At 72.9% G+C, this 26,202-nt stretch carries 26 protein-coding genes; 10 read left to right on the top strand and 16 right to left on the bottom strand.

Going from position 1 to position 26,202, the window contains the following annotated elements; all coding sequences use genetic code 11:
• Complete coding sequence (locus tag ACGFMP_RS27370) at positions 1 to 933, bottom strand: 5-dehydro-4-deoxyglucarate dehydratase (protein ID WP_393675667.1); 933 nt, start codon at positions 931 to 933, stop codon at positions 1 to 3.
• 272 nt (positions 934 to 1,205) lie between these two features.
• Here ACGFMP_RS27370 and ACGFMP_RS27365 point away from each other — a divergent pair, with 272 nt between their 5' ends.
• From ACGFMP_RS27365 to ACGFMP_RS27350, 4 genes are all read left to right on the top strand, one after another.
• Positions 1,206 to 2,015 carry an NAD-dependent epimerase/dehydratase family protein gene (locus ACGFMP_RS27365; protein ID WP_393675666.1) on the top strand — a complete coding sequence of 270 codons (810 nt, stop codon included), beginning with the start codon at positions 1,206 to 1,208 and terminating at the stop codon, positions 2,013 to 2,015.
• Positions 2,016 to 2,079: 64 nt separating this feature from the next.
• The gene (locus ACGFMP_RS27360; RefSeq protein WP_393675665.1) at positions 2,080 to 2,781 is read left to right on the top strand and encodes an alpha/beta fold hydrolase; all 702 of its coding nucleotides are present in this window, start codon (positions 2,080 to 2,082) and stop codon (positions 2,779 to 2,781) included.
• A 35-nt stretch (positions 2,782 to 2,816) separates the two neighbouring features.
• Positions 2,817 to 4,019: a TerD family protein gene (locus ACGFMP_RS27355; protein ID WP_393675664.1), complete on the top strand. Its 1,203-nt coding sequence runs from the start codon at positions 2,817 to 2,819 to the stop codon at positions 4,017 to 4,019.
• 222 nt (positions 4,020 to 4,241) lie between these two features.
• Positions 4,242 to 4,886, top strand: coding sequence for an HNH endonuclease family protein (locus ACGFMP_RS27350; RefSeq protein ID WP_393675663.1), 645 nt, complete (start codon positions 4,242 to 4,244; stop codon positions 4,884 to 4,886).
• A gap of 90 nt (positions 4,887 to 4,976) precedes the next feature.
• On the opposite strand, the gene ACGFMP_RS27345 is transcribed toward ACGFMP_RS27350, so the two are convergent.
• Together ACGFMP_RS27345 and ACGFMP_RS27340 are read right to left on the bottom strand one after the other, a co-directional pair.
• Positions 4,977 to 6,500, bottom strand: coding sequence for an alkaline phosphatase PhoX (locus tag ACGFMP_RS27345; protein ID WP_393675662.1), 1,524 nt, complete (start codon positions 6,498 to 6,500; stop codon positions 4,977 to 4,979).
• Positions 6,501 to 6,746: 246 nt separating this feature from the next.
• A complete protein-coding gene (locus ACGFMP_RS27340) occupies positions 6,747 to 8,246 on the bottom strand; it encodes a hypothetical protein (RefSeq protein ID WP_393675661.1) in 1,500 nt (499 codons plus the stop codon).
• Positions 8,247 to 8,496: 250 nt separating this feature from the next.
• On the opposite strand from ACGFMP_RS27340, the gene ACGFMP_RS27335 reads away from it, so the two are divergent.
• Both ACGFMP_RS27335 and ACGFMP_RS27330 read left to right on the top strand, forming a co-directional pair.
• Complete coding sequence (locus tag ACGFMP_RS27335; protein WP_393675660.1) at positions 8,497 to 9,789, top strand: hypothetical protein; 1,293 nt, start codon at positions 8,497 to 8,499, stop codon at positions 9,787 to 9,789.
• A gap of 89 nt (positions 9,790 to 9,878) precedes the next feature.
• Positions 9,879 to 10,496, top strand: a complete 618-nt coding sequence (locus ACGFMP_RS27330; RefSeq protein ID WP_393675659.1) for a pyridoxamine 5'-phosphate oxidase family protein — start codon at positions 9,879 to 9,881, stop codon at positions 10,494 to 10,496.
• Between the two features lie 35 nt (positions 10,497 to 10,531).
• On the opposite strand, the gene dapD is transcribed toward ACGFMP_RS27330, so the two are convergent.
• Both dapD and ACGFMP_RS27320 read right to left on the bottom strand, forming a co-directional pair.
• Positions 10,532 to 11,512 (bottom strand): 2,3,4,5-tetrahydropyridine-2,6-dicarboxylate N-succinyltransferase, encoded by a 981-nt coding sequence (gene dapD, locus ACGFMP_RS27325; RefSeq protein ID WP_393675658.1) that lies wholly within the window; start codon positions 11,510 to 11,512, stop codon positions 10,532 to 10,534.
• A gap of 83 nt (positions 11,513 to 11,595) precedes the next feature.
• Positions 11,596 to 12,564 (bottom strand): helix-turn-helix domain-containing protein, encoded by a 969-nt coding sequence (locus ACGFMP_RS27320; protein WP_393675657.1) that lies wholly within the window; start codon positions 12,562 to 12,564, stop codon positions 11,596 to 11,598.
• A 51-nt stretch (positions 12,565 to 12,615) separates the two neighbouring features.
• Between ACGFMP_RS27320 and ACGFMP_RS27315 the strand changes: the two genes are divergently transcribed.
• Positions 12,616 to 13,011, top strand: coding sequence for a cupin domain-containing protein (locus ACGFMP_RS27315; protein ID WP_393675656.1), 396 nt, complete (start codon positions 12,616 to 12,618; stop codon positions 13,009 to 13,011).
• A gap of 4 nt (positions 13,012 to 13,015) precedes the next feature.
• Here ACGFMP_RS27315 and ACGFMP_RS27310 read toward each other — a convergent pair whose 3' ends face one another.
• The 9 genes from ACGFMP_RS27310 to ACGFMP_RS27270 form a co-directional block, all read right to left on the bottom strand.
• Complete coding sequence (locus tag ACGFMP_RS27310) at positions 13,016 to 14,830, bottom strand: DUF2264 domain-containing protein (RefSeq protein WP_393675655.1); 1,815 nt, start codon at positions 14,828 to 14,830, stop codon at positions 13,016 to 13,018.
• A 165-nt stretch (positions 14,831 to 14,995) separates the two neighbouring features.
• Entirely contained in the window at positions 14,996 to 15,334 is a 339-nt protein-coding gene (locus tag ACGFMP_RS27305; RefSeq protein ID WP_073497066.1) for a metal-sulfur cluster assembly factor, read from the bottom strand.
• On the bottom strand, positions 15,331 to 15,795 hold the full coding sequence (sufU, locus tag ACGFMP_RS27300; RefSeq protein WP_393675654.1) for a Fe-S cluster assembly sulfur transfer protein SufU: 465 nt from the start codon (positions 15,793 to 15,795) through the stop codon (positions 15,331 to 15,333). The genes ACGFMP_RS27305 and sufU overlap by 4 nt, the downstream gene beginning before the upstream one ends.
• Before the next feature lie 13 nt (positions 15,796 to 15,808).
• Entirely contained in the window at positions 15,809 to 17,080 is a 1,272-nt protein-coding gene (locus ACGFMP_RS27295) for a cysteine desulfurase (protein WP_393675753.1), read from the bottom strand.
• 2 nt (positions 17,081 to 17,082) lie between these two features.
• Positions 17,083 to 17,844: a Fe-S cluster assembly ATPase SufC gene (gene sufC / locus ACGFMP_RS27290; protein WP_393675653.1), complete on the bottom strand. Its 762-nt coding sequence runs from the start codon at positions 17,842 to 17,844 to the stop codon at positions 17,083 to 17,085.
• A gap of 7 nt (positions 17,845 to 17,851) precedes the next feature.
• Positions 17,852 to 18,181, bottom strand: coding sequence for a non-heme iron oxygenase ferredoxin subunit (locus ACGFMP_RS27285; protein ID WP_393675652.1), 330 nt, complete (start codon positions 18,179 to 18,181; stop codon positions 17,852 to 17,854).
• Positions 18,178 to 19,347, bottom strand: coding sequence for a Fe-S cluster assembly protein SufD (gene sufD / locus ACGFMP_RS27280; protein WP_393675651.1), 1,170 nt, complete (start codon positions 19,345 to 19,347; stop codon positions 18,178 to 18,180). Before sufD ends, ACGFMP_RS27285 begins: the two co-directional genes overlap by 4 nt.
• A gap of 197 nt (positions 19,348 to 19,544) precedes the next feature.
• A complete protein-coding gene (sufB, locus tag ACGFMP_RS27275; protein ID WP_393675650.1) occupies positions 19,545 to 20,966 on the bottom strand; it encodes a Fe-S cluster assembly protein SufB in 1,422 nt (473 codons plus the stop codon).
• The gene (locus tag ACGFMP_RS27270; protein ID WP_393675649.1) at positions 20,963 to 21,763 is read right to left on the bottom strand and encodes a helix-turn-helix transcriptional regulator; all 801 of its coding nucleotides are present in this window, start codon (positions 21,761 to 21,763) and stop codon (positions 20,963 to 20,965) included. Before ACGFMP_RS27270 ends, sufB begins: the two co-directional genes overlap by 4 nt.
• A 134-nt stretch (positions 21,764 to 21,897) precedes the next feature.
• Between ACGFMP_RS27270 and ACGFMP_RS27265 the strand changes: the two genes are divergently transcribed.
• The 3 genes from ACGFMP_RS27265 (at position 21,898) to ACGFMP_RS27255 (ending at position 24,760) form a co-directional block, all read left to right on the top strand.
• Positions 21,898 to 22,824, top strand: a complete 927-nt coding sequence (locus ACGFMP_RS27265; RefSeq protein ID WP_393675648.1) for an ABC transporter ATP-binding protein — start codon at positions 21,898 to 21,900, stop codon at positions 22,822 to 22,824.
• Positions 22,821 to 23,624 (top strand): ABC transporter permease, encoded by an 804-nt coding sequence (locus ACGFMP_RS27260; protein WP_393675647.1) that lies wholly within the window; start codon positions 22,821 to 22,823, stop codon positions 23,622 to 23,624. The genes ACGFMP_RS27265 and ACGFMP_RS27260 overlap by 4 nt, the downstream gene beginning before the upstream one ends.
• A gap of 74 nt (positions 23,625 to 23,698) precedes the next feature.
• Entirely contained in the window at positions 23,699 to 24,760 is a 1,062-nt protein-coding gene (locus ACGFMP_RS27255; protein WP_393675646.1) for a heme A synthase, read from the top strand.
• Here the strand turns inward: ACGFMP_RS27255 and ACGFMP_RS27250 are convergent.
• Entirely contained in the window at positions 24,656 to 25,735 is a 1,080-nt protein-coding gene (locus tag ACGFMP_RS27250; protein ID WP_393675645.1) for an amidohydrolase, read from the bottom strand. The genes ACGFMP_RS27255 and ACGFMP_RS27250 overlap by 105 nt on opposite strands.
• A 67-nt stretch (positions 25,736 to 25,802) precedes the next feature.
• Positions 25,803 to 26,120, bottom strand: a complete 318-nt coding sequence (locus ACGFMP_RS27245; protein ID WP_393675644.1) for a hypothetical protein — start codon at positions 26,118 to 26,120, stop codon at positions 25,803 to 25,805.
• Positions 26,121 to 26,202: the final 82 nt, after the last annotated feature.

The raw sequence follows: 26,202 nt of genomic DNA, 5'->3' as shown, positions 1-26,202 counted from the left end.
TCAGCGCTCTCCCAGCAGTGCGAGGCCCTGCTCGATCAGTTCGGCCAGTTCCTTCACATGCGCCGCGGAGGGTTCCGACAGCGGCGGCCTGACCTCGCCGACGTCGAGGCCGCGCAGCCGTACGGCCGCCTTGACCAGCGAGACGGCGTAGCCGCGGCCCTGGTTGCGCAGGTCGACCAGTGGGCGGTAGAAGCCGTCGATCAGCCTGTCGACGACGGCGTCGTCGCCGGTGGTGAGCGCCTGGTGGAAGGCGAGGGCGATCTCCGGCGAGAAGGCGAAGACGGCGGAGGAGTAGAGGGTCACGCCCAGACCGCGGTAGGCGAGCCCGGTCAGCTCCGCGGTGGGCAGGCCGTTGAAGTAGAGGAAGCCGTCGCCGGGCAGTTCGGTGCGGACCGCGCTGATGATGCGCTGCATCAGGTCCAGGTCGCCGAGGCCGTCCTTGAGGCCGATGATGTTGGGCACCTTGGCGAGTTCGACGACGGTGGCGGGCGCGAAGACAGCGTTGTCGCGCTGGTAGACGATGACGTCGAGCCCGGTGCCGGCGGCCAGCGCGGTGTAGTGCCGCAGCAGGCCCTCCTGGTCGGGCACGACGAGGTAGGGCGGCATCGCCAGCAGCCCGTCGGCGCCCGCCCGTTCGGCGATCCCTGCGTACTGGATCGCCAGGGCCGTCCCGTAGCCCGCGCCGGCCACCACCGGCACCCGGCCCGCGGTCTCCTCGACCGCCGCGGCCACGCACGCGCCGAACTCCTCCGGCGTCAGCGCGTGGAATTCCCCGGTGCCGCAGCAGGCGAAGACGGCCGCGGCGCCCGCGTCCACGCCCGCGCGCACGTGCGCCCTGAAGGCGTCCAGGTCCAGCCCGCCGTCGGGGCCGAAGGCCGTCACGGGGAAGAACAGCAGCCCGTCGAGACGCTCGGCGAGTGAGGGTGAGGTCATCGGGTTCCCCCTGAAGGTCCGGTCTGTGCGCGCATATGATTCACGTCTATATTCATGAACGCTGCCACGCTAAGCGAGCATCCGTACGCGGGTCAAGCCGACGAGCACAGGTCAGACGCGTGCACGAAGGATCCCCCTCGTCCATATACCTGAACCCGAGCCACGGATATACTCCCCGCGGCACCGCCGCCGGCCGACCGCACCGGCGGCGACCGCCCGCGCACGCCATGCCCGTGGCCCCCCGGGGCCGGTGAGACCGAGGAGACCTCCCCATGCCCACTCCCCGCACCATTCTGCTCACCGGCGCCGCCGGCGGTCTCGGCACCCTCATGCGCGCGCTGCTGCCCGCCCACGGCTACCGGCTCCGGCTCCTCGACATGCTGCCGATCGACGGCGAGCCGGACGCGATCACCGCGGACCTCGCGGACCGCGACGCGCTGCGCGCGGCCGTCCGCGGGGTCGACGCCATCGTCCACCTCGCCGGCATCTCGCTGGAGTCCACCTTCGACAAGATCCTGCGGGCCAACATCGAGGGCACCCACAACCTCTACGAGGCGGCCCGCGAGGAAGGGGTGCGGCGGATCGTCTTCGCCTCGAGCAACCACGCGGTCGGCTTCACCCCGCGCCCGCAGGGCGACGACCCGCTCATCCCGATCGACACGCCCCGGCGCCCCGACACCTTCTACGGGCTGTCCAAGTGCTTCGGCGAGGACCTGGCCCAGCTGTACGCCGACCTGCACGGGATCGACACCGTGTCGATCCGGATCGGGTCGTGCTTCCCCGAGCCCACCACGGTCCGGATGCTGTCCGTCTGGATGAGCCCCGCGGACGGTGCCAGGCTGCTCGACGCGGCGCTGACCGCGGACGTCACCGGGCACACGGTGGTCTACGGCAGCTCGGCCAACACGCGGCTGTGGTGGGACCTCGGACCCGCCCGCGCGCTGGGCTACGAGCCCCAGGACGATTCCGAGGCCTTCGCCCCCGCGCTGCTCGCCGCCCAGGGCCCCCTGGACCCCGCCGACCCCGCCCACGCCAACCTGGGCGGCGCCTTCTGCACCGCTCCCCCGCTCTGGCCCCACTGACCCGGGCCCGGGGGCCCGCGGGCACCGCCCGGTGCGGGCACCGCGAGTGTGACACCGTACGGGGATGGATCCCCGGATCGTGATGCGCGCGGCCGCGCCCGACGCGAAGGGCGCCGTCCTGGTGCTGCACGGCGGCGCGGAGAACGGCATGCGCCACCCCTCCCGGCTCAACCCGCCCTCCTGGCGGATGCGGCCGTTCGTGAAGGCCGTCGCGGCGGGCGGTGGGCTGGTCGTCGCCGAGGCCCGCTACCGGCACCGCGGATGGAACGGCGACCGCGCCGACGCCGCGCAGGACGCGGCGGCCGCGCTGGCCGCGCTGCGGCAGCGCACCGGCGGCCTCCCCACCGTGCTCCTGGGCCACTCGATGGGCGCACGGGCCGCGCTGCGGATCGCCTCCGAGCCGGATGTCGCCGGCGTGGTCGCCCTGGCCGCCTGGTGCCCGCCGCAGGACCCGGTCGACCAGCTGGCCGGCCGCCGGCTGGTCTTCGTGCACGCGACGTCCGACCGGATCACCGCACCGCGGGACTCGCTGCACGCCGCGGTACGCGCGCGAGCGGCGGGCGCGCAGGTGTGCCGCTTCGTGGTGCACGGCGGCGACCACGCGATGCTGCGGCACGCCGGGCTGTGGCACGCGCTGACCGCCTCCGTGGTGCACGGCCTGCTCGGCCTGCGCCCGCTCCCGCCGGAGGCCGCCTCGGCGTTCGCGCTGCCCGCGCGGTCCACCGATGGCCTGGAGTTGCGGGCCGCCCCCCTTGCGGCCGGGTAATGGAACCGCAAAGCCGAGTCGGTCGTTAGCGGGACATGACCGCAATGACGCCTGGCTCGAATGTGCCGCTGTCCGTTCCCCGTGTGGCCGTCGACGTGGCCGCACCGGTGCGGCTCGACGTCTCGGGCCTGCTCCTGACCGCCGACGGCAAGGTGCGCTCCGACGACGACTTCGTCTTCTACAACCAGCCGCAGGGCGGCCCCGGGGTGACACACCGCTCGGGTGGCGGGTCGGGTCCCGACGCCATCACGGTGGACACCGAGGCGGTGCCCGCCGGCATCGAGAAGATCGTCGTGACGGCGAGCCTCGACGGCGGCGGCGCGTTCGCCGGCACGGTCCCGACGGCCACCGTGCGCAATGCCGACGACGGCTCGGTGATCGCCACCTTCGCCCCGTCCGGCCTCGGCCCCGAGACCGCCCTCGTGGTGGTGGAGGTCTACCGCAGGGGCGGCGCCTGGAAGGTCCGCGCCGTGGGCCAGGGTTACGCGAACGGCCTCGCGGGCATCGCCACCGACTTCGGCGTGAACGTCGAGGAGCCGGCCGCGGCCCCCGCCCAGCAGGCAGCCCCGCAGGCCGCCCCGCCCTCGGGTCCTGCCGCCGCGCACCTGCCGCCCCCGCCGGCCGCGCCGCCCGCCCCCGCGGCGCCGCCCGCGGCACCCGCCCGGATCAACCTGGACAAGGGCCGGGTCAACCTGCGGAAGAACGAGACGGTGTCGCTGGTCAAGGGCGGCAAGCCGCTGCTGTCCTCGGTCCGGATGGGCCTGGGCTGGGAGCCGGCCTTCGGCGGCCGGGACATCGACCTCGACGCCTCGGTGATCGTCTACGGTCCGCAGCGCAACCACCTGGAGACCTGCTACTTCGGCCGGCTCACCGTGCTCAACGGCGCGATCCAGCACTCGGGCGACAACCTCACCGGCGACGGCTCGGGTGACGACGAGTCGATCACCGTGCACCTCGGCGGGCTGCCTCCCGAGGCCACCGGGCTGCTCTTCACCGTCAACTCGTACTCGGGCCAGAAGTTCAACAAGGTCGCGAAGGCGTACTGCCGCCTGCTGGACGCCGCCTCGGGCGAGGAACTGGTGCGCTTCGACCTCACCAGCGGCGAGGCCCGCACAGGAGTGCTGATGGCGAAGCTGGTCAAGCAGTTCTCCGGTGAGTGGGAGATGACCGCGCTCGGCAGCTTCGTGGACGCGCGCACCGCCAAGTCCCTGGTCAAACCGGGGGCCGCCGCTCTCTGAGCGCCTCCCGCCACGGCCCGACCACGACCGACGACGACCCGCCACGGCCCGGACTCCCCCGCGGAGCCGGGCCGTTGGCATGCACTTCTCCTGCCCGATGCCTGTAAATGTCATGGTCACCTAAATTTTACCGCTGACCGTCTACCCGCATAGACCCCTGGCCGGGACGCTGGTGAGGCATGCCCGCACCACCCCCACCCCTAGCCACGGGAGCGCTCAGCCATGCCCGAAAACCGTCTCGCGTACCGAATAGGCTCGATCGCCGGCGCCGCCGCGCTCGCCGCCACCGCCCTGCTGGCCGGAAGCGGCACCGCGCAGGCCGCGCTGCCCACCCCCATCGCCGCCTCCACCGCCCGCAGTTACCTCTCGGGGATGACGGCGACCGCGGAGAGCCACGCCTCCACCTACAACCGAGACCTGTTCCCGACCTGGATCACCATCTCGGGGACCTGCGACACCCGCGAGTACGTGCTCAAGCGCGACGGCAGCGGCGTGGTGACCGACAGCTCCTGCAAGTCCACCTCGGGCAACTGGACCAGCGCCTACGACGGTGCGACGACGACCAACCCGTCGACCTTCGACATCGACCACGTCGTCCCGCTGGCCGAGGCCTGGGCCTCCGGCGCCTGGGCCTGGACCACCGCCCAGCGGCAGGGCCTGGCCAACGACGTGACGCGCCCCCAGCTCATCGCGGTCTCCGCGTCGTCCAACCGCTCCAAGGGCGACGACGACCCGGCCGAGTGGCTGCCCCGCGCCTCGTACCAGTGCACCTACGCACGCGCCTGGGTGCAGGTGAAGCACTACTACGGGCTGACCGTGGACAGCGCGGAGAAGTCGGCGCTCAGCTCGGTCCTCAACGGCTGCTGAAGCCGCGGAAAAACGTCACGGCCGCCCCGGGAGGCGCACTCCGGGGCGGCCGTCCGGCCCGCGGGTCAGCGGGGCCCGTAGGTCAGCGGGTCAGCGGCGGGCGGTCTGCCGGCGCCACGGCCCGGTGACGGCGACCATGATGCCCGGCGTCTGGATGTTGGCGAAGAGCGTGTCGCCGTCGGGCGAGAAGGTCACACCGGTGAACTCGCTGTACTCCGGCTCCTCCTCGGTGCCGATGTTCAGCTCGTTGCGCGCCAGCGGATAGGTGCGGCCGTCGTCCAGCGCGCCGAACAGGTGCTGCACGCCGACGCCGTCCTCGGCGATGATCAGGCCGCCGTACGGCGACACGGTGATGTTGTCGGGCCCGTCGAACGGCCCGTCCTGCTCCGGAGTGGCGTTGACGCCGAGCAGCACCTTGAGGGTCAGGGTGCGGCGGGACGGGTCGTAGAACCACACGGCGCCGTCGTGCTGGACCGGGCTCTCCGCGCGGGCGAAGGACGAGACGACATAGGTGCCGCCGTCCGCCCACCACATGCCCTCCAGCTTGCGCGCCCTGGTGACCTGGCCCTCCGTGAACTGCTTGCGCACCGAGGTGGTCTTCGCGTCGCGGTCCTGCACGTCGACCCAGTCGACGCCGTAGCGGGTGCCGATCTTCGTCGCACGCGACAGGTCGTCCACGAAGCGGCCGCCGGAGTCGAAGCAGCGGAAGGCCTGGAGCACGCCGTCGGTGTCGCCGAGCGTGGCGAGCCGGCCGCGGCCGTGGTGGAAGCCGTGCGGCGGGGTCCAGCGGTAGAGCAGCCCGTTGGGGCCGGCCGCGTCCTCGGTGAGATAGAGGTGGCCGCGCTTGGGGTCGACCACGACGGCCTCGTGCGCGTAACGGCCCAGCGCCTTGAGCGGCTTCGGGTCGCGGTTGGCGCGCCGGTCGTGCGGGTCGACCTCGAAGACGTAGCCGTGGTCCTTGGTCATGCCGTTGGAGCCGGCCCTGTCCTCGGTCTCCTCACAGGTCAGCCAGGTGCCCCAAGGGGTCGCGCCACCGGCGCAGTTGGTGGCGGTGCCGGCGATGCCGACCCATTCGGTGACCGGCTCCGCGTGGCCCTTGCCACGGCCGGCCTCGTCCCCGCGCCAGTGCCTGGGCACCTCCACGACGGTGCAGCCGCCGGCCGCCGCCGGGTCGTAGACCAGCCCCGCCACGTGCGGCACGGGGTGCGCGGCGGCGGTCAGCGGGCCGCCGATCTCGTGGTTGTTGACCAGCAGGGTGGCGCCGCGCTCACCGGCGAAGGCGGCGGTGCCGTCGTGGTTGGAGGGGGTGGTCTCGCCCGAGTCCAGCGTGGTCGTCCCCGTACGGGTGACGATCCGGTACGCGAAGCCGGCCGGCAGCGCGAGCAGCCCTGCCGGGTCGGCGATCAGCGGCCCGTAGCCCAGTTCCGGGCAGTGGCCGTGCTGGTGGCCGTGCTGGTGGCCGTGGTCGTCGTCGTGGTGGTCGCCGTGCCCTGCCGGGGCTTCGGCGGCGAGCGCGCCGGGTGCGGTGGCCAGGACGTCGACGGCGCCGGCGAGGGCGACGCCCGCACCGGTGATCGCGGAACGGTGGACGAAGTCTCTGCGGCTGAGCGGCACGGTGGCTCCCTGGGGTCGCGACGTCGCGTGCGTGCGGCGGCCACACTCCCGCCCGGCGGCCAACTCCCGGTGAACGCAGCGGATACGGCGAGGGGCGGCTCCATAGTCGGCCCAAGAACTCGTAAAGGGGGATTCAAGACACGGGGCAGGTGGGGCAGCCGGGACCGTGCGCCCGGGTCGCCCCGCCTGCCGTGGCCGGTACGCCCGGCCGCCGTGTGCCCCACGGCCGCCCGCGGTCCGCCGTGCTCAGGAACCGTCCCGCGAGCGGGCCTTGAAGGCGGCCTTGCGGGCGTCCTTGGCGGCCTTGCGGTCCGGGTGCAGCCGGCCCATCGCCTCCAGGACGTCGGCGGTCGCCGGGTGCTCCACGCGCCAGGCGGTGTCGAAGAAGCCGTCGTGCCGCGCCACCAGGTCGCGCACCAGGTCGGACAGCAGTTCCACGTCGTCGTCGGCGGCCAGCTGGGCGGCCAGGGTGTCGATGGTCAGCCAGAAGATCATGTCGGCGTCGGGGGTGGGGACGTCGGACGCGCCGCTCTCGGTGAGCCAGACCCGGGCGAGGCCGCCGAGCTGCCGGTCGTCGAGCACCTCGCGCAGCGCGGGCTCGGCCTCCGCGCCCACCAGGGTGAGGGTCTGCTGGCACATCAGCCGCCGCGACGGCGCGCCCTCGTCCTCGCCGCGGCCCGCGGCCAGCAACTCACGTGCCGCGTCGACCGGTTTGCGGTCGGCGAGCCACGACTCGGCCTCGGCGCGGGCCGCGTGGTCCGGGTAGCCGGCCATCGCGTCCAGCAGCTCGGTGCCGCCCGCGCCCGCCAGGTCGCCCACCACGGGCGCCGACGCGCCCGCGTCGACGAGCAGCCGGCGCAGGCCGTGCACGCCGAGCGGGGTCAGCCGCACCAGCCCGTAGCGGGAGATCTCCTCGGGGTCCAGCTCCTCGCCCGGCTCGGGCGGCCCCGACTCCTCGTGCTCCTCGATCAGCGCCTCGTCCACCGGCTGGTAGTCGAGCAGGCCGGCCGGGGCGAGCAGCCGGAAGTGGTCGTCGAGCCGCATCATGACCTCGGTGACCTCTTCGAGGACCGCGTCGCTCGGCTGCTCCATCTCGTCCGGCACCACGAGCGAGGCGGCAAGCACCGGCAGCGGGACGGCGCCCTGGTCGGCTTGCGTGCCGTCGTCGAGCGCCATCAGGGTGTAGAGGTTGGCCAGCGCGGTGTCGAGGAATTCCGCCTCCTCGTCCGGGTCCCACTCGGGCTCCTCCCCGGCCGGGCCCTCGCCGTCGTCCACGAGGTCGCGCAGCTGCTCCAGGTCCGGCGAGGCGGCCTCGGCGAGCGCGGCCTCGGCCGCGGCGAGCCACAGCTCCAGCACGTCCTGCGGGTCACCCGCGGTCACCCGCTCGTACGCCTCGCCCTGCACCGCCCGGCCCGCCGCCTCGCCCGGCGGGGTGGACTCCTCGGCCTCCTCGTCGATCTCCAGGTCGACGAGTCCGGTGTCCACGGCGACGGCCCAGGCCTGCGCGGCCTCCCCCAGCCCGTCCTCCTCGCCGTCCCCGTCCCCCTCGGCGAGCCCCAACTCCTCCGCGGCGGCCACCAGATCGGCGTCGAGCAGCTCCCCCATCGCGTCCACCGCCCGCTCCGGCGCCGCCCACCGGGCCAGCCGTAGTGCGCGGTCGAGCAGCGGCACGGCCAGCGCCTGTTGCGCCAGTTCGTCCGCGGGAAGCAGCCGTACGGGCGGCAGGACGAGAGGACTTGCGGACATCGGGACAGCTCCCATTCGGCGTGCGGGCTCCAGGACGACGGCGGACCGCGCCGCCGCGCGCACTCAGCGTAGGCCCTCAGGAGCGCCGGATTCCCCACGGGCGGTGTCCCCCCGGGGGTGACAAGGCCGCCGCCGCGGCCCCGCGCCGCCGCCGGCTCCGCGCGACAGCCCCGGCACCGGGAGTCGGCCCGGGCGGGCCCGTTGCGCGGACAGGGCGCGGGACCGCGGCCGGCGGTGGGAGGGTGAGGGGGTGAGTGCGAGGGAAGCGCGGCGGCTGGCTTCGGCGGCGCAGGGGGCGGCCGCGGGTGAGCGGCAGCACATCACCGTGCTGCTGCCGGTGCGGCTCGCGGAGGATCCGCCCTGGGCGGCGGGGCCGCTGCCGTTCACGGTGGGGCGGCAGGTCGCCGACGCGGACGGCAGGCGCGGGCTGTTCACCCCGGCGGCCGCCCGCGCCCTGTACGAGCACCGCTGGCACCTGTGGACCTCGCACACGGCCGACCCGCTGCGGCTGGACGGCATGGAACTGCTGCGCACCCCCACCGCGCGGGCCGCCCGGCAGGCCCTCGCGGTGCTGCACTTCACCGTCGAGGGCGGCACACCCGTGCTGCCGCTGCTGCGGGCCCTCAGCCACCGCAGGCAGGCCGGGCAGACCGACCCGCTCGGCGGCGCGATGGCGCCGTCCGCGCTGCTCGCCGGGGTCGCCGACACCACCGCCCCGGCCGGCCCCTTCGCGCTGTCGCGGCCGTACACCGTGACCTTCCTGGCCCCTGGACCCGGCCTCGGGCCGCTCGCCCTGCGTGACGAGGAGAGCGGTGAACTCCCACCCGTGGCGGACGAGTTCCTGCGTTCACTGGCCTCCCGTTCGGTGCCGGACGACCTCCCGGCGGCCCCCGAGTCGGTGCCGGAGATGCGGGCCGAGGTGCGGCGGATATCCGCGGACTGGAGCGCGCTCGTGCTCCGCCAGGGCGCCGCGTTCCTCGGCCACCGGCCCGACACCGGCGCCGGTGACTTCTACGACTGGGCCGAGTACAACGCCCGTACCGTCTACCTCGACGCGCTGCTGCTCGGCACCGCCCAGCGCAACCACATCGACGAGCTCACCGACGACCTGTCCGCCGTCTTCGAGGGCCCCGGGCTGGCGCGCCGGGTCGCCGCCCTCGAACAGCGCATCGCGCTGTTCCGCAGCACCTACTGGCGCCAGCACCTCAGCGCCCACGGCCCGGCCAACGGCCTGCTGCTCGCCTTCCAGGACAAGCACCGGCTGGCCGAGCGCTTCGAGCAGATCCTCGCGGAGGCCGCGGACTACTCGCGGCTGGTGCAGACCCAGGAGAGCCAGCAGATCGCCGGCGCGCTCGGCGTGCTGACCGTGCTCGGGCTGCCGCTGGGCACCGCCCTTTCCATCCTCCAGGTGCTCGGCGACTCCCGCCCCTGGCACCTGGTGCTCGCGCTGACCGCCTCGCTCGGCGCGACCGCCGCCGCGCTCACCACGCGCTACGGCCGCCTCGTCGTGTCGTCCCTGCGGGGCGGCACCCGGCGGCGCTGAGCAGGTGGGAATCCCGCTCGCACGGGACCGGCACGGATGAGCGCGGATATGGTCGGTGCAGGGAGAACGACGGACCCAGGGGGTAAGGGATGCGCGAGATCACCGGGGAAGCCGAGCTGCGTGAGCTGCTCGGGGAGCCGACCGCCCGGGACGCGGGGAAGGTGCGGCGGGAGCTCGACGCGCTGGACCGGGCGTGGCTCGCGGCCACGCCCTTCCTGCTGATGGCCACCTCAGCGGCGGACGGTTCGTGCGATGTGTCGCCCAAGGGCGACCCCGCGGGCTTCACGCTGGTGCTCGACGAGCGGACGATCGCGATACCGGACCGGCCGGGCAACCGCAGGGCCGACGGCTTCCACAACATCCTCGCCAATCCGCACGTCGGGCTGATCTTCCTCGTCCCCGGCCGCGGCGACACGCTGCGGATCAACGGGCGGGCCCGGCTGGTGAGCGACGCGGACTTCTTCGACCGCATGACCGTCAAGGGCCACCGGCCGCCGCTCGCGGTGCTGGTGGACATCGACGAGGTCTTCTACCACTGCTCGAAGGCGTTCCTGCGCAGCTCGCTGTGGAAGCCGGAGGGCTGGCAGCCCGACGCGGCGCCGTCCCGGGCGCGGATCGCGCACGGGCAGGACCGCAAGGACGAGGACCTCGCGGCGCTCGAGGAGTACTACGGCCCCGGTTACGGACTCCAGCGCCTCTACGGCTGACGTCGCGCCCGGGGCCGTCGCGTACGGCCGCGCCCTCAGTTGTGGCTGTGCAGCACCGCGTTGAGGCCGCCCCACGAGCCGGTGCGCTGGAGCACCTCGACCTTGCCCGTGGTGGAGTTGCGGCGGAAGAGCAGGTTGTCCGCGCCGGACAGTTCGACGGCCTTGACGATCTGGCCGTCGGGCAGCGTCACCCGGGTGCCGGCGGTGACGTAGAGGCCGGCCTCGACGACGCAGTCGTCGCCGAGCGCGATTCCCAGGCCCGACTCGGCGCCGAGCAGGCAGCGTTCGCCGACCGAGACGATCTGCGTACCGCCGCCGGACAGCGTGCCCATGATGGACGCGCCGCCGCCGACGTCGGAGCCGTCGCCGATCACCACGCCCTGCGAGATACGGCCCTCGACCATGGAGGTGCCCAGCGTGCCCGCGTTGAAGTTGCAGAAGCCCTCGTGCATGACCGTGGTGCCCTCGGCGAGGTGCGCGCCGAGCCGCACCCGGCCGGCGTCGGCGATACGCACGCCGGAAGGGGCGACGTAGTCCGTCATGCGGGGGAACTTGTCGACGCCGTACACGGCCAGGTGCAGGCCCTCGGCGCGGGCGGCGAGGCGGGCGGCGGCCAGGTTCGGCACCGGGACCGGGCCGATCGAGGTCCAGGCGACGTTCGCCAGCACGCCGAACAGGCCTTCCAGGTTCTGCTGGTTCGGGCGGACCAGGCGGTGGCTGAGCAGGTGCAGCCGCAGGTACGCGTCGTGCGCGTCGAGCGGCTTGTCGTCGGTGGAGGCGATGGCGGTCCTGACGGCGACCACCTCGACGCCGCGGCGCGGGTCGGGACCCAGCGCGGCGGGAGCAGCGCTTCCCAGGGCCTGCGCGGCCTCCTCCGCGGTCAGCCGCACGGTGCCCGCGGGGCCCGGCTCCGCGGTGAGCTGCGGGGCGGGGTACCAGGTGTCGAGCACGGTGCCGTCGTCGGCGACGGTGGCAAGTCCGACGCCGATGGCGCCGGAGGCACGGGAGTCATTCATACGGATGACGCTAACGCGTCGTCGTCGGATGCGCGCACCCGGCCCGCCGCGGCCGCGGTGCCCCGGCCGCCACGCCCGTCCGCTCAGCCCGCGGCGGGGCCGAAGCGGCGGCGGTAGGAGGACGGGGACAGGCCGGTGGCGCGGTGCAGGACCGCGCGCAGGTTCGCCGCGGTGCCCAGGCCGCTGGCGCGGGCGACGAGGTCGAGCCGGGATTCGCCGCGTTCGATGAGGCGGCAGGCCAGGGCGGCGCGTTCGCCGGTGAGCCAGGCCAGCGGGGTGGTGCCGAGCTGCGCGCGGAAGCGGCGGTGCACGGTGGCGGGGCTGACCGCCGCGCGGGCGGCCAGGTCCGAGACCGTCAGGGGGGTGTCGAGCCTTTCCAGCGCCCAGGCAAGGACCGGCCCGAGGGATTCGTCGCGCAGGTCGGGCACCGGCCGCTCCACGAACTGCCGCTGGCCGCCGTCCCGGTGGCCGGGGAAGACCAGGCGCCTGCTGACCGAGTTGGCGACCTCGGCGCCGTGGTCGCGGCGGACGACGTGCAGCCCGAGGTCGAGCGCGGCCGCGCTGCCCGCGGCGGTGAGGATGTCCCCGTCGTCCACGTAGAGCACGTCGGGTTCCAGCCGTACGGCCGGGTAGCGGGTCCTGAAGTCGTCGGCCCACTGCCAGTGGGCGGTGGCGCGGCGCCCGTCGAGCACGCCGGCCTCCGCCAGGGTGAAGGCGCCGCTGCAGAAGCCGATGAGGCGGGCGCCGCGCCGGTGCGCCCGCCGGATCGCGTCGAGTACGGCGGCGGGTCGCGGCACGTCGACGTCGGGCCGGTTGGGGACGATCAGCGTGTCCGCGGTGTCCGCGGCCTCGAGGCCCGGGACGGCGCCGAGGGTGAAGAAGCCGTCCCGCATCCGGGTGCGGGGGCGCGCCGCGCAGAGGGTGAAGTCGTAGAGGTCGCGACCGAGCTCCGGCCGGCGCAGGCCGAAGACCTCGATGGCGCAGCTCAGCTCGAAGGGGTTGGAGTTGTCGTCGACCACGACCACGACCCGGTGCAAGGATTCTTGCGGCATGTGCAATTCCTAGCACTCCCGCAGCGCCGGCGGACCGGGTCAGGATGAACCATGAGCAACGAACCGACAGTCCTCGCCACCGCCCTGGCCTCCTTCGACGACCTGTGGAGCCCGCGCATCGTCACCCGCGTCAACGACTACGACGTGCGGGTCGCCAAGGTCGCGGGCGAGCACGTGTGGCACGCCCACGACGACACCGACGAGTTCTTCCTGGTACTCGACGGCGAGCTGCACATCGCGCTGCGCGAGCCGGCAGGCGAGCGTACGGTGCTGCTCCCCCGCGGCTCGGTCTTCACCGTCCCCCGGGGCACCGAGCACCGGCCCTCGTCACCGTCGGGCGCCTCGATCCTGGTCTTCGAGCCGACCGGCACGCTGTCGGTCGGCGACCGCCACGAGGAGGTCCCCGACCACGTGGACGCCACCACGGGCCACGCGCTGGACGGCTGAGCGGTCAGTACTGCGGCTCAGGCGGCGCGGCCTGCCACGCGGCCGCCTCCGCGGGGCCCGCGCCGAGGACGGCGCAGCGCAGCCAGTGCTCACCCGGCGGGAGGTGGGCCAGCAGGGTCGGCAGGGCGGTGCGCCGGGCCAGCACGTTGGTGCCGGGCAGCGCCTCGATCACGCGGCCCTGCCGGGCGGCGTCGGGCCCGAGGTCGAGCAGCCCGCTGAGGTCGCCGCCCGCGCCGACCGCGAGCGCGCGCCCGGCGTCCTCCTCCCGGGCGCCGAGGCCGCCCTCGCGGTCGACGGCGAAGCCGCCCTCCGCGGTGTGCAGCGCCCGGCCGGTGCGGATGCGGTGGGTGCGCAGGTGCCAGGGCGCGGCCGCGGACAGCCAGGTGGTGATCTCCACGTCGGCCCACGGCCGCCAGGTGCTGCGGACCGTGCCGTCGTCCTCGATCCCTTCCTTGGCGCCGTCCGCGCCCGAGGCGGCCGGGTCCTCGCAGGTCTCGCGCACCCGGAAGTGCACCGGCTCGCCCTCGTCGTCGCTGACGGCGAGCACCGAGTCGTACGCCCCGTGGACCAGGCCGAGTTCACCGGCCGGCAGGCTGAAGCCGAAGCGGGTGGAGTAGGCGAACTTCGCGTACTTGGCGGGCCCGCCGCGCGCCCAGGTGTTGTGCTGGCGCCCGCTGAGCAGGGTGACGTCGCCGCCGGAGCGCAGCAGGACGGCCCCTGCGGGCGGCTGCACGAGGGTGTCGGGCAGGTCGGGCAGCGGCTGCTCCCGCGCGGTCCAGAAGCGGTGGCTCTCGGGCAGCGCGAGCGGCAGGAAGGCCTTCATCGCCCAGTACGGGGAGGCGGGCCCGTTGTACTGCTCGGCTACGGCGGGCTGCGGGTAGCCGTAGCCGATGGTCAGCAGCCCCTCGGGCGAGGTCGACGCCGAGCGGTCGCGCCACCAGCGCAGGTGTCGCATCAGCAGGCCCTTGACCTCGCCCGCGGGCAGCGCGTCGACGTCGGCGTAGCCGAGGGCGCCCCAGAAGGAGCCCTGCGCGAAGCGGTAGATGAGGCTGCGCCCGTAGGGCACGGCGGAGCCGTCGTCGGCGAACCAGTGCCGGAAGCCGAGGGCGAACTCTCCTGCCCGCTGCCGGAAGCGGGCGCTGCGCCGCGGGTCCTCGTCGCCGGCCAGCGCGGCGTAGATCAGGCCGTAGAAGTGCATGGCCCAGGGGATGTAGTAGTCGCGCTGCTCGGTGGGGCCGTCGCTGTACCAGCCGTCGGCGAGCGCGTAGGTCTCCAGCCGGTCGAGGCGCGCGTGCCGGGCCTCGCGGTCGTGGGCGTAGCCGACCCGGTCAAGGCCGAGGGAGACCATGACGGGGAAGAAGTTCCAGTTGTTCTCGGGGGTGCGGGCGTCGAGGAAGCGGGCCAGCCAGGCGCCTGCCCGGTCCTTCTGCTCGCCGCTGAGCGGGTCCCAGAGCTTGTCCGGCGCCAGCGCCAGCGCGAAGCCGAGGGCGGCGGACTCGACGGTGCGCTGGTCGATGCCCTCGGGGGCGCCCCAGTATTCGGGGTGCGCGGGGTCGGTGCCGGCGGCCAGGCCGCGCGCCCACAGGTCCCAGTGCGCGAAGTCGCCGCCGCCGGCCGCCAGCGGGGCGAGGCCCCACAGCGGGCGGGCGTATCCCTCCAGGTCGGCCGCGGTGTCGTCGTGGTGGGCGATGTTGACGCCGAGCCGGATCCGGGCGCCGCCCTGGCTCGCGTACGGGGGCAGCGCGTCGGCCAGCCCCGTCGCGTAGGCCCGCATCTCCTCGCGTGCGGTCGTGCCGCCGCCTGGTGCCGCCGAGGTCATGCGGACCGCCCTCCGGTTGATGTTGCGACAACTTTCGCAACTTCGGCGGATGCCGTCAACGGCCGTCCGCGGACGGGCACCTGCGGCTCATGGACCCGGGCATGACGAAGGGGCGCGGTCTCCCGCGCCCCTGGCAGTGCTCGCCCCCGTCCGCGGGGGCGGCGCTCAGACGTTGAAGCCGAGCGCGCGAAGCTGCTCGCGTCCGTCGTCGGTGATCTTGTCGGGGCCCCACGGCGGCATCCAGACCCAGTTGATCTTGAGGGCGCTGACGATGCCCTCGGTCGCGGTCTGCGCCTGCTCCTCGATCACGTCGGTGAGCGGGCACGCGGCCGAGGTGAGGGTCATGTCCAGGGTGGCCACGTTCGTGTCGTCGACGTGGATGCCGTAGATCAGGCCCAGGTTGACGACGTCGATGCCCAGTTCGGGGTCGACCACGTCGTAGAGCGCCTCGCGGATCTCTTCCTCGGAGGCCGGCTTGAGAGCGACCTCTGTGCTGTCAGTCATGCGGTCTCCTCGGGTGTGGTGCCGGACAGCGCCTTCGCCGTCGCGTCCTTCCATGCCATCCAGCTCAGCAGCGCGCACTTGACCCGCGCCGGGTACTTCGAGACGCCGGCGAACGCGACGGCGTCCTCCAGCACCTCCTCCATCGCCTCGTCGGGCTCGATCCGGCCGCGGGACTGCATCAGCTCCAGGAAGGTCTCCTGGATCTTCTGCGCGTCCGCGACGTCCTTGCCGACCAGCAGGTCGTTGAGGACCGAGGCGCTGGCCTGGCTGATCGAACAGCCCTGGCCCTCGTACGACACGTCGCCGATCACGCCGCCGTCGAGCCGCACCCGCAGGGTGATCTCGTCACCGCAGGTGGGGTTGACGTGGTGCACCTCGGCCTGGCCGTCCCGCAGGCCGCGCCCGTGCGGGTGCTTGTAGTGGTCCAGGATCACGTCCTGGTACATCGAGTCGAGCTTCACAGCAGCACCACCATCACCCGAAGAAGTTCCTGACCTGCTCAAGCCCCTCGGCCAGGGCGTCGACCTCGGCAGGGGTTGAATACAGATAGAACGACGCCCGCGTGGTCGCAGGAATTCCGTACCTCAGGCACACGGGACGGGCGCAGTGGTGGCCCACCCGGACCGCGATGCCCTGCTCGTCGAGCACCTGGCCGACGTCGTGCGGGTGGATGTCACCCAGCACGAAGGAGATCGCCGCCGCCCGGTCCTGCGCGGTCGTCGGGCCGATGATCCGCAGGTCGGGGACCTGGAGCAGCCTTTCGAGCGCGTATTCGGTCAGCGCGTGCTCATGCGCGGCGATCTTGTCCATGCCGATCGCCGACAGGTAGTCCACGGCCGCGCCCAGCCCGACCGCCTGGGCGATCGGCGGGGTGCCCGCCTCGAACTTGTGCGGCGCCGGGGCGTAGGTGGAGGAGTGCATCGAGACCGTCTCGATCATCTCGCCGCCGCCGAGGAAGGGCGGCAGGTCCTCCAGCAGTTCCTGGCGGCCCCACAGCACCCCGATGCCGGTCGGGCCGACCATCTTGTGGCCGGTGAAGGCCACGAAGTCGGCGCCGAGCGCCTGCACGTCGAGCGCGGTGTGCGGGGCGGCCTGCGAGGCGTCGATCAGCACCAGGGCGCCGACGTCCTGGGCGCGGCGCACGATGGCCTCGACCGGGTTGACGGTGCCGAGGATGTTGGACACCAGCACGAAGGAGACGATCTTCGTCTTCTCGGTGATGACCTGCTCGATGTCGGAGAGGTCGAGCCGGAAGTCGTCGGTGAGCCCGAACCACTTCAGCGTCGCACCGGTGCGCTGCGAGAGCAGCTGCCACGGCACGATGTTGGAGTGGTGCTCCATCTCGGTGATGACGATCTCGGTGTCGCGGTCCACCCGGTAGGGCTCGTCGGCCCAGCCGAGCATGTTCGCCACCAGGTTCAGCGACTCCGACGCGTTCTTGGTGAAGATCACCTCGTCGCGGCTGGGCGCGTTGATGAAGGCGGCCACCTTGTCGCGGGCGCCCTCGTACAGCGCGGTGGCCTCCTCGGCGAGCACGTGCACACCGCGGTGGACGTTGGCGTTGGAGCGCTCGTAGTACGAGTTGAGCGTGTCGAGCACCTGGCGCGGCTTCTGCGAGGTCGCCGCGTTGTCCAGGTACACCAGCTTCCTGCCGTCGTGGACCACCCGGTCCAGGGCCGGGAAGTCCTTGCGGATCGCCTCGGTGTCGAGGAGGCCGGGGAAGACCCGGCCTGCCGACGGGCTCACTGTCACGCGGAGCCGCCCTTCACATAGGACTCGTAGCCCTCTTCCTCCAGCTTGTCGGCCAGCTCGGCACCACCGGACTCGGCGATCCGGCCGGCTGCGAAGACATGGACGAAGTCGGGCTTGATGTACCGCAGGATGCGCGTGTAGTGGGTGATCAGCAGGGTGCCGACCTCGCCGCCCTCGCGGACCCGGTTGACGCCCTCGGAGACCACGCGCAGCGCGTCCACGTCGAGACCGGAGTCGGTCTCGTCGAGGATCGCGATGTGCGGCTTGAGCAGTTCGAGCTGCAGGATCTCGTGCCGCTTCTTCTCACCGCCGGAGAAGCCCTCGTTGACGTTGCGCTCGGCGAAGGAGGGGTCCATGTTCAGCCGCTCCATGGCCTCCCTGACCTCCTTCACCCAGGTGCGCAGCTTGGGGGCCTCGCCGCGGATGGCGGTGGCGGAGGTCCGCAGGAAGTTGGAGACGGAGACGCCGGGCACCTCGACCGGGTACTGCATGGCGAGGAAGAGGCCGGCCCGCGCGCGCTCGTCGACGGTCATCGCGAGCACGTCCTCACCGTCGAGGGTGACGGTGCCGCCGGTGACGGTGTACTTGGGGTGCCCGGCCAGCGAGTAGGCGAGGGTGGACTTGCCGGAGCCGTTGGGGCCCATGATGGCGTGGGTCTCGCCCTGCTTCACGGTCAGGTCGACGCCCTTGAGGATCTCCTTGGTGGAGTTGTCGGCTTCGACGGTGACGTGCAGGTCGTTGATTTCAAGCGTTGCCATGGGTGACTCAGGACTCCTGGGTGACGGAGACGAGCACGTCGTCCCCAACGATCTTGACGGGGTATACGGGGACGGGCCGCGTGGCGGGCAGCCCGGACGGCTTGCCGGTGCGCAGGTCGAAGCTCGACCCGTGCAGCCAGCACTCGATCTGGCAGTCCTCGACCTCGCCCTCGGAGAGCGAGACGTTGGCGTGCGAGCAGATGTCGTTGATCGCGAAGACATCGCCCGAGGTACGGACCACGGAGACCGGCACACCGTCGATCTCGACCCGGTGCGGGGTGTCCTCCGCCAGGTCGCCGAGCGCGCAGACGCGTACGTACGAGTCGGTGGTGGTCATCCGACGGACGCCTCCAGTTCGGCGTCGATCTTGGCCATCAGCCGCTCCTCGAGGTCGGCGACGCCGATCTGCTGCACCAGCTCGCCGAAGAAGCCGCGGACCACCAGGCGCCGGGCCTCGTCGCCGCGGATGCCGCGGGACTGCAGGTAGAACAGCTGCTCGTCCTCGAAGCGGCCGGTCGCCGAGGCGTGGCCCGCGCCGACGATCTCGCCGGTCTCGATCTCCAGGTTCGGCACCGAGTCGACCCGGGCGCCGTCGGTGAGGACGAGGTTGCGGTTCAGCTCGTAGGTGTCGGTGCCCTCGGCCTCGGCCCTGATGAGCACGTCGCCGATCCACACCGCGTGGGCGTCCTGGCCCTGGAGCGCGCCCTTGTAGGCCACGTTGGACCGGCAGTGCGGGGTGTCGTGGTCGATGAAGAGCCGGTGCTCCTGGTGCTGGCCCTCGTCGGTGAAGTACAGGCCGTACAGCTCCGCCTCGCCGCCGGGGGCGCCGTAGACCACCCTCGGGTGCAGCCGCACCAGGTCGCCGCCGAGCGTGACGACCACCGACTTGAAGGTGGCGTCGCGGCCGATCAGCGCGGTGTGCTGGCCGACGTGCACGGCGTTGTCGTCCCAGTCCTGGACCGAGACCACGGTGAGCTTGGCACCGTCGCCGATCAGGTACTCGACGTTGGCGGCCATCGTGGTCTCACCGGTGTGGTCGATGACGACGACGGCCTCGGCGAAGGCTCCGACCTCGATGACCTGGTGGCCGTAGACCGTGCCGCCGTCGCCGTGGATGGCGATCCTGACCGGCTCGGTCAGGATCGACTCCTTGGGGATGCTGATGACCGAGGCCTTCTCGAAGGAGCTGAACGCCTGGGCGGCGACCCGGTCGACCGGCTTGCCCGCCCTGCCGAGCCGCGGGTCGGTGCGGTCCACGGTCTGCACCGTGACACCGTCCGGCGCGGCCACCTCGACGCGCAGGCCACCGGTGGCCTCGGCGGTGCCGTCGTGCAGGCCGCGCAGCCGCTCCAGCGGAGTGAAGCGCCACTCCTCCTCGCGGCCGTGCGGCACCGGGAAGTCGGCCACGTCATAGGACGGGGCCGCGCTGACCCGGGCGTCGGCGGGCTGTCCCACCGTGATGGCACCGTCCGTGGTGCTGCCCGCAGGGGTGTTGTCAGCCATGGCTTGTCGTACAGCTCTCTCTCATTGTGTTCGCTCGCCTCCGGTCGCTCGGATCCGGTGTCGACGGTCGATCGTGCTCGATCCCCTCGTTCCTCGGGGACCTCCGCGCGTTCTCCCTTTCGACACCGGCGCGACCTTCGGCTCGCTCACCGGTGGAACCCGGGGGTAGGGGGCGGACGGGGTGATGGGGGGCCGTGTCAGCCGACGGCGCCTTCCATCTGCAGCTCGATCAGCCGGTTGAGCTCCAGGGCGTACTCCATCGGCAGTTCCTTGGCGATCGGCTCGACGAAGCCGCGCACGATCATCGCCATCGCCTCGAACTCGGTCATGCCGCGGCTCATCAGGTAGAAGAGCTGGTCGTCCGAGACCTTGGAGACGGTCGCCTCGTGGCCCATGGACACGTCGTCCTCGCGCACGTCCACGTACGGGTACGTGTCGGAGCGGGAGACCGTGTCGATCAGCAGCGCGTCGCACAGCACGTTCGACTTCGATCCGGCCGAGCCCTCGCCGATCTCGATCAGACCGCGGTAGGAGGTACGGCCGCCGCCCCGGGCCACCGACTTGGAGACGATGTTCGACGAGGTGTTCGGCGCCATGTGCACCATCTTGGCGCCGGCGTCCTGGTGCTGGCCCTCGCCGGCGAAGGCGATGGACAGCGTCTCGCCCTTGGCGTGCTCGCCCATCAGGTAGACCGCCGGGTACTTCATGGTGACCTTGGAGCCGATGTTGCCGTCGACCCACTCCATGGTGGCGCCCTCGTAGGCGACGGCGCGCTTGGTCACCAGGTTGTAGACGTTGTTCGACCAGTTCTGGATCGTCGTGTAGCGGCAGCGGCCGCCCTTCTTCACGATGATCTCCACGACCGCCGAGTGCAGCGAGTCGGACTTGTAGATCGGCGCGGTGCAGCCCTCGACGTAGTGGACGTACGCGTCCTCGTCGACGATGATCAGCGTCCGCTCGAACTGGCCCATGTTCTCGGTGTTGATCCGGAAGTAGGCCTGCAGCGGGATGTCGACGTGCACGCCCTTCGGCACGTAGATGAACGAGCCGCCGGACCACACCGCCGTGTTCAGCGAGGCGAACTTGTTGTCGCCGGCCGGGATGACCGTGCCGTAGTACTCCTGGAACAGCTCGGGGTGCTCGCGCAGCGCGGTGTCGGTGTCGAGGAAGATGACGCCCTGCTCCTCCAGGTCCTCGCGGATCTGGTGGTAGACGACCTCGGACTCGTACTGGGCCGCGACACCGGCGACCAGCCGCTGCTTCTCGGCCTCGGGGATGCCGAGCTTGTCGTAGGTGTTCTTGATGTCCTCGGGCAGGTCCTCCCAGGACTCCGCCTGCTTCTCCGTCGACCGCACGAAGTACTTGATGTTGTCGAAGTCGATGCCGGACAGGTCCGAGCCCCAGGTCGGCATGGGCTTCTTGCCGAACAGCCGCAGACCCTTGAGCCGGAGCTTGAGCATCCACTCGGGCTCGGACTTCTTCGCGGAGATGTCACGGACGACGGCCTCGGACAGGCCGCGCTGTGCGGCCGCGCCCGCGACGTCGGAGTCGGCCCAGCCGTACTCGTACGTGCCGATGCCTTCGAGCTCCGGGTGAGTGGTCTCCGTGGGAGCAGTCATGCGGGGTTCCTCCCGGACGTGCTGGCAGATGCCTGGTCGGTGGTCTGGGTCTGATCGGGTCGAGCCGGCCGAACGGTCTGATCGGGACCGGTCGGGTGCGGGGCCTGCGGCACGAAGGTGGTGCACACGCCGTCGCCGTGCGCGATGGTGGCCAACCGCTGGACATGTGTCCCGAGCAGGCGGGAGAAGACCTCGGCCTCCGCCTCGCACAGCTCGGGGAACTGTTCGGCCGTATGGGCGACCGGGCAGTGGTGCTGGCACAGCTGCTCACCGGCGGAACCGGGGGCGCTGCGGGTGGTGGCAGCGTACCCGTCGGCGGACAGCGCACGGGCGAGTGCCCGGGTGCGGTCCTCCGGGGCCGCCGCGTCCACAATCGCACGGTAGCGCTCCGCCTGCCCCGCGACGCGGGCACGGGCGAAGGCCGAAACCGCGGCCTGGCCGTCCTGCCCGCCTCCGGCGGACTCGGCGATCCAGCGCAGCGCGTCGGCGGCGAGTACGTCGTAGGCCTGGTCAAACGCGTCCCGGCCGCAGTCGGTGAGTGCGAAGACCTTGGCGGGTCTGCCGCGGCCGCGGTGGCCGTAGACCCGCTGGTCGCGGGGCTCCACCACATTCTCAGCCGCGAGCGCGTCCAGATGGCGGCGGACGGCGGCCTGGGTCAGGCCGAGCCGCTGCGCCAGGTCGGCCGCGGTGGACGGTCCGTGGTCCAGGATGGATCGGGCGACCCGGTTGCGGGTGCGCCGCTCCCCGGTCGTCTGCTCCTCCGCCGCCCCCTGAGCGGCACCACCGACGTATTTCACAACCCCATTGTTGCGTAATTCATCAGAGCCAAGCAAGCCGCTCCGCTGCCGGGCACGGTGTGCTGCATCACTTAGGGTCACCTAATTCCGCCCTGCCGCCGAAACGCCCGTCCCGGCTCCCTAGACTCGTCCGCATGCGAAACGAGCCCGCCGTCGAGGTGACCGGTCTGGTCAAGCGGTACGGGACCAGGACCGCGGTCGACGGCCTCGACCTGGCCGTGCCCCGAGGCAGCGTCACCGCCGTGCTCGGCCCCAACGGCGCGGGCAAGACCACCACCGTCGAGGTCTGCGAGGGCTACCGGCGCCCCGACGGCGGCTCCGTACGGGTGCTCGGGCTCGACCCCGTCACCCAGGGCGCGGCGCTGCGGCCCAGGATCGGCGTGATGCTCCAGGCCGGCGGCGTCTACCCGGGCGCGCACGCCGAGGAGATGCTGCGGCACACCGCCGCGCTGCACGCCCACCCCATCGACCCGGCGCTGCTCATGGAGCGCCTCGGCCTGGAATCCTGCGGCCGCACGACCTACCGGCGGCTGTCCGGCGGGCAGCAGCAGCGGCTCGCGCTGGCCATGGCCGTGGTGGGCCGCCCCGAACTGGTCTTCCTCGACGAGCCGACCGCGGGCCTTGACCCGCAGGCCAGGCACGCCACCTGGGACCTGGTGCGCGAGCTGCGCGCCGACGGCGCCACCGTGGTGCTGACCACCCACTTCATGGACGAGGCCGAACAGCTCGCCGACCAGGTGGTGATCATCGACGGCGGCCGGTCGATAGCCCGCGGCACCCCCGAGGAGCTGTGCCGCGGCGGCGCCGAGGGCACCCTGCGCTTCTCCGGCCGCCCCGGCCTCGACCTGGCGTCCCTGCTCAAGGCGCTGCCCGCGGACAGCGCCGCCGCCGAGCTCGGGCCCGGCAGCTACCGCATCGAGGGCAAGATCGACCCGCAGCTGCTGGCCACCGTCACCTCCTGGTGCGCCCAGCACGGCGTGCTGCCCGACCGGCTCTCGGTGGAGCGCCGCACCCTGGAGGACGTCTTCTTGGAACTGACCGGCAGGGAGCTGCGCGGATGACCGCCACCACGGGCACCACCACGGGGACGGCGTACGCGGCCGGCTCCTTCACACCTGCGCCGGGCGCCGCCCGCACCGCCGCGATGATCCGCGCGCAGGCCGTGCTGGAGACGAAGATGCTGCTGCGCAACGGCGAGCAGCTGCTGCTGACCGTGGTGATCCCGGCCCTGCTGCTCGTCGTCTTCAGCGGCGTCGACATCGTGGACACCGGCGCGGGCAAGTCGGTGGACTTCCTGACCCCCGGCATCCTGGCACTCGCCGTACTTTCCACCGCCTTCACCGGGCAGGCCATCGCGACCGGCTTCGAGCGCCGCTACGGGGTGCTCAAGCGGCTGGGCGCCTCGCCGCTGCCGCGCTGGGCGCTGCTGGCCGCCAAGACCTGCTCCGTGCTGGTCACCGAGCTGCTGCAGATCGCCCTGCTGACGGTGATCGCCTTCGCGCTCGGCTGGTCGCCGCACGGCAACCCGCTGGCCGTACTGGTCCTGCTGCTGCTCGGCACCGCAGCCTTCTCCGGGCTCGGGCTGCTGATGGCCGGCACCCTCAAGGCCGAGGCGACGCTCGCCGCGGCCAACCTGGTCTTCCTGCTGCTGCTCGTCGGCGGCGGGGTGATCGTGCCGATGGACAAGTTCTCCGGGCCGGTACGGTCCGTGCTGGAGCTGCTGCCGGTCTCCGCGCTGTCCGACGGCCTGCGCGACGTGCTGCAGCACGGCGCCGCGATGCCCTGGAGCGACCTGGGCATCCTCGCGGTGTGGGCGGCGTTCGGGCTGGCCGCGGCAGGCCGGTTCTTCCGCTGGGAGTAACCGGGGGCGCCCGGAAAAGCCGCCCGGGGCACCCTCGTGAAAACGCGCACAAGGGCGGCGCCTACCATGTGTCCGTGCCGAAGCTGCCCGAAATCGCGCGAAACCCTCTCGCCTTCATCGCCGCCCGGTGGACGCCGGACCCCGTGACGGTCCGCCGCGCGACGCTCGCCGCCCTGGCGATGTCGGTGGTCATCGTGATCACCGGCGGCGCGGTCCGGCTGACCGCCTCCGGGCTCGGCTGCCCCACCTGGCCCACCTGCAGCGGCGACAGCCTGCTCGGCACCCGCGAGATGGGCGTCCACCACGCGATCGAGATCAGCAACCGCATGCTGACCTACGTCCTGTGCGCCGCCGTCGGCTGGGCGATCATCGCGATCCGGGCGATGCAGCCGCGCCGCACCGGCCTGTACCGGCTGGCCTGGGCCCAGTTCTGGGTCGTGGTGGGCAACGCCGTGTGGGGCGGCCTCACCGTGCTGACCAAGCTCAACCCCTACGTGGTCTCGCTGCACTTCCTGCTCTCCGCGGCCCTGATCACCGTCGCCGTGCTGACCTGGCAGCGGGTGGCCGAGGGCGACGCCCCGCCCCGGCCGCTGGTCGGCAAGCCGGTGCGCCAGCTCGGGCAGCTGCTCGCCGCCGCCGCGGCGGTGCTGATCGTGGTGGGCACCCTGGTCACCGGGGCCGGCCCGCACCCGGGGGACTCCAGCACCGCGTACAAGATGCAGCGCATCGAGGTCGACTGGCGCACCATCGCCCAGCTGCACGCCGACTTCGCCTGGGTGGTCGTCGGGCTGACCGTCGCGCTGTGGTTCGTCCTGCGCGCCGTGGACGCGCCGCCCGGCCCGCAGCGCAGGTCCCTTGAGCTGTTCTGCGTGCTGATGGGGCAGGGCGTCATCGGCTACGTCCAGTACTTCACCCACCTGCCCGCGGCGCTGGTGGACCTGCACATGTTCGGCGCCTGCCTGGTGTGGATCGCGACCCTGCGGGTGCTGCTGGCCTTCAGGGAGCGGCCGGCGGCCGGCCCCGACACCCCGTCAGCGGCCGCCCAGGAGCGGGCCGGCCTGGTCAGGCAGCCGGTAGACGCGGCGCGCGTTCCGCTCGCCGACCAGGGCGGCGACCCGCTGCCCGTCCGCCGCTGACCACTCCCCCGCAGCGACCCGCTCGCCGACCAGCCGGTCCATCGCCGCCAGGAAGCCGCGCGAGCCGGCGACGTACAGCTCCGGCAGCCCGACCGCGGCGCCCGCGTACAGGACCTTCCCGAAAGGCGCGCGGGACAGCACCGCCGCCGGATCGGTGCCGATCGCCAGGTAGACGTGCGGAAGGTCGGCGGCCAGCCGGGCCGCCGCGCTCTCGTGCACGGGCCCCGGCAGCAGCACCACATCCGTGCCGAGGCCTTCCGTGGCCCGCAGGAAACCCGCCACCGCGGCGGGACCCGGCCCGTCCTGGCGGTGCCGCAGCACCAGCGGCAGACCTGCCGCCACCGCGTGCCACAGCAGGTGGCGCACCAGCACCGGGCCCGCGGGGCGCTCGCCCACCCGCCGGGTCGCCAGCCAGTGCGCGGCCGCGTACCGCACCTCCACCGGCCCCGGCGGCCCGTGCGCGGCCCCGGAGCCGTCCGCCAGCGGCCCCGCCGCACAGGAGAAGCCCACGGCGCTGAGCGCGGCGCCGTGCACGGACTCCGCGAGATTGGCCAGAAATCCGTCCACCGTGCCCGAGGTGTCGGCCACCTGCTGGGCCAGCGGTTCCAGCCGCACGATCTCGTACGCCGCCGCGCCGCCCGCCGCGCCCAGCTCCTTGGGCGGCGTCAGATCGCCGGGTTCACCGGTGTCGACCAGGTACGAGCGGATGCCGGTGCCGCGCAGCAGCAGCCGGGCCGCCTCGTACGCGCCGAGCTCGCGGCGGCGGGCCAGATAGCGCGCCGGGGCGCAGTGCGGCTCAAGGCCCAGCAGCGGCGGGCACCAGCGGCGCACCGCGAAACCGGCGGGACTGTCGAACAGCGTCGTACGCGGCGCCGCCGCACCGGGCAGCCGGGCCTCGAAGGCGCCGATGCCCAGATCGCCCGGGAGCACCCCGTGGCAATACGCGTCCACCAGGTGTCCCCGTGCCCCGGCCATCCGCCGCCCCTCCCGCCACCCTGCGTCCGTCACGACCCTGCCATGGTCCTAACGGTGAGCGGCGGCGTCAGGTGTTGGGCCTGCCACCGATCTGAATTCCGGCCATCCGCCGCCACTCGTACGGCCCTGTGCCGACCTGGGCGGCCAACTCCCCGCCGAACTCCTCGTGGACGGTCAGCTCCGCCGAGGCGGCTGCCGCCTCGGCGACGGCGTAGGTCGGGGCGACGAGGTCGCCCCACTGGCCGTCCTTGCCGACCAGCACCAGGCGCGCTCCGCGCCGGCCGAGGTATTCGACGCAGGCGTCGGCTCCTCCGTGCCTGTGCGCGAACGCCCGCGCCTGCCGCCCGAGCCGGCCGACCCTGCGTGCCTCACTCTTCTCGCTCATACCCCGCACATTACCTGCCAGTAGCCCTCCCCGACCAAGAACCCGCGCGCGGGCCAGGGGTGCACATGCCTCGTGCGGCGCC

Origin of the sequence: Streptomyces sp. NPDC049040, assembly GCF_043197715.1 — a bacterium.
In the GTDB taxonomy this organism is placed as follows: Bacteria; Actinomycetota; Actinomycetes; order Streptomycetales; family Streptomycetaceae; genus Actinacidiphila.
The sequence above is the reverse complement of the archived record's forward strand: the minus strand, read 5'-3'. Positions and strand labels throughout refer to the sequence as shown.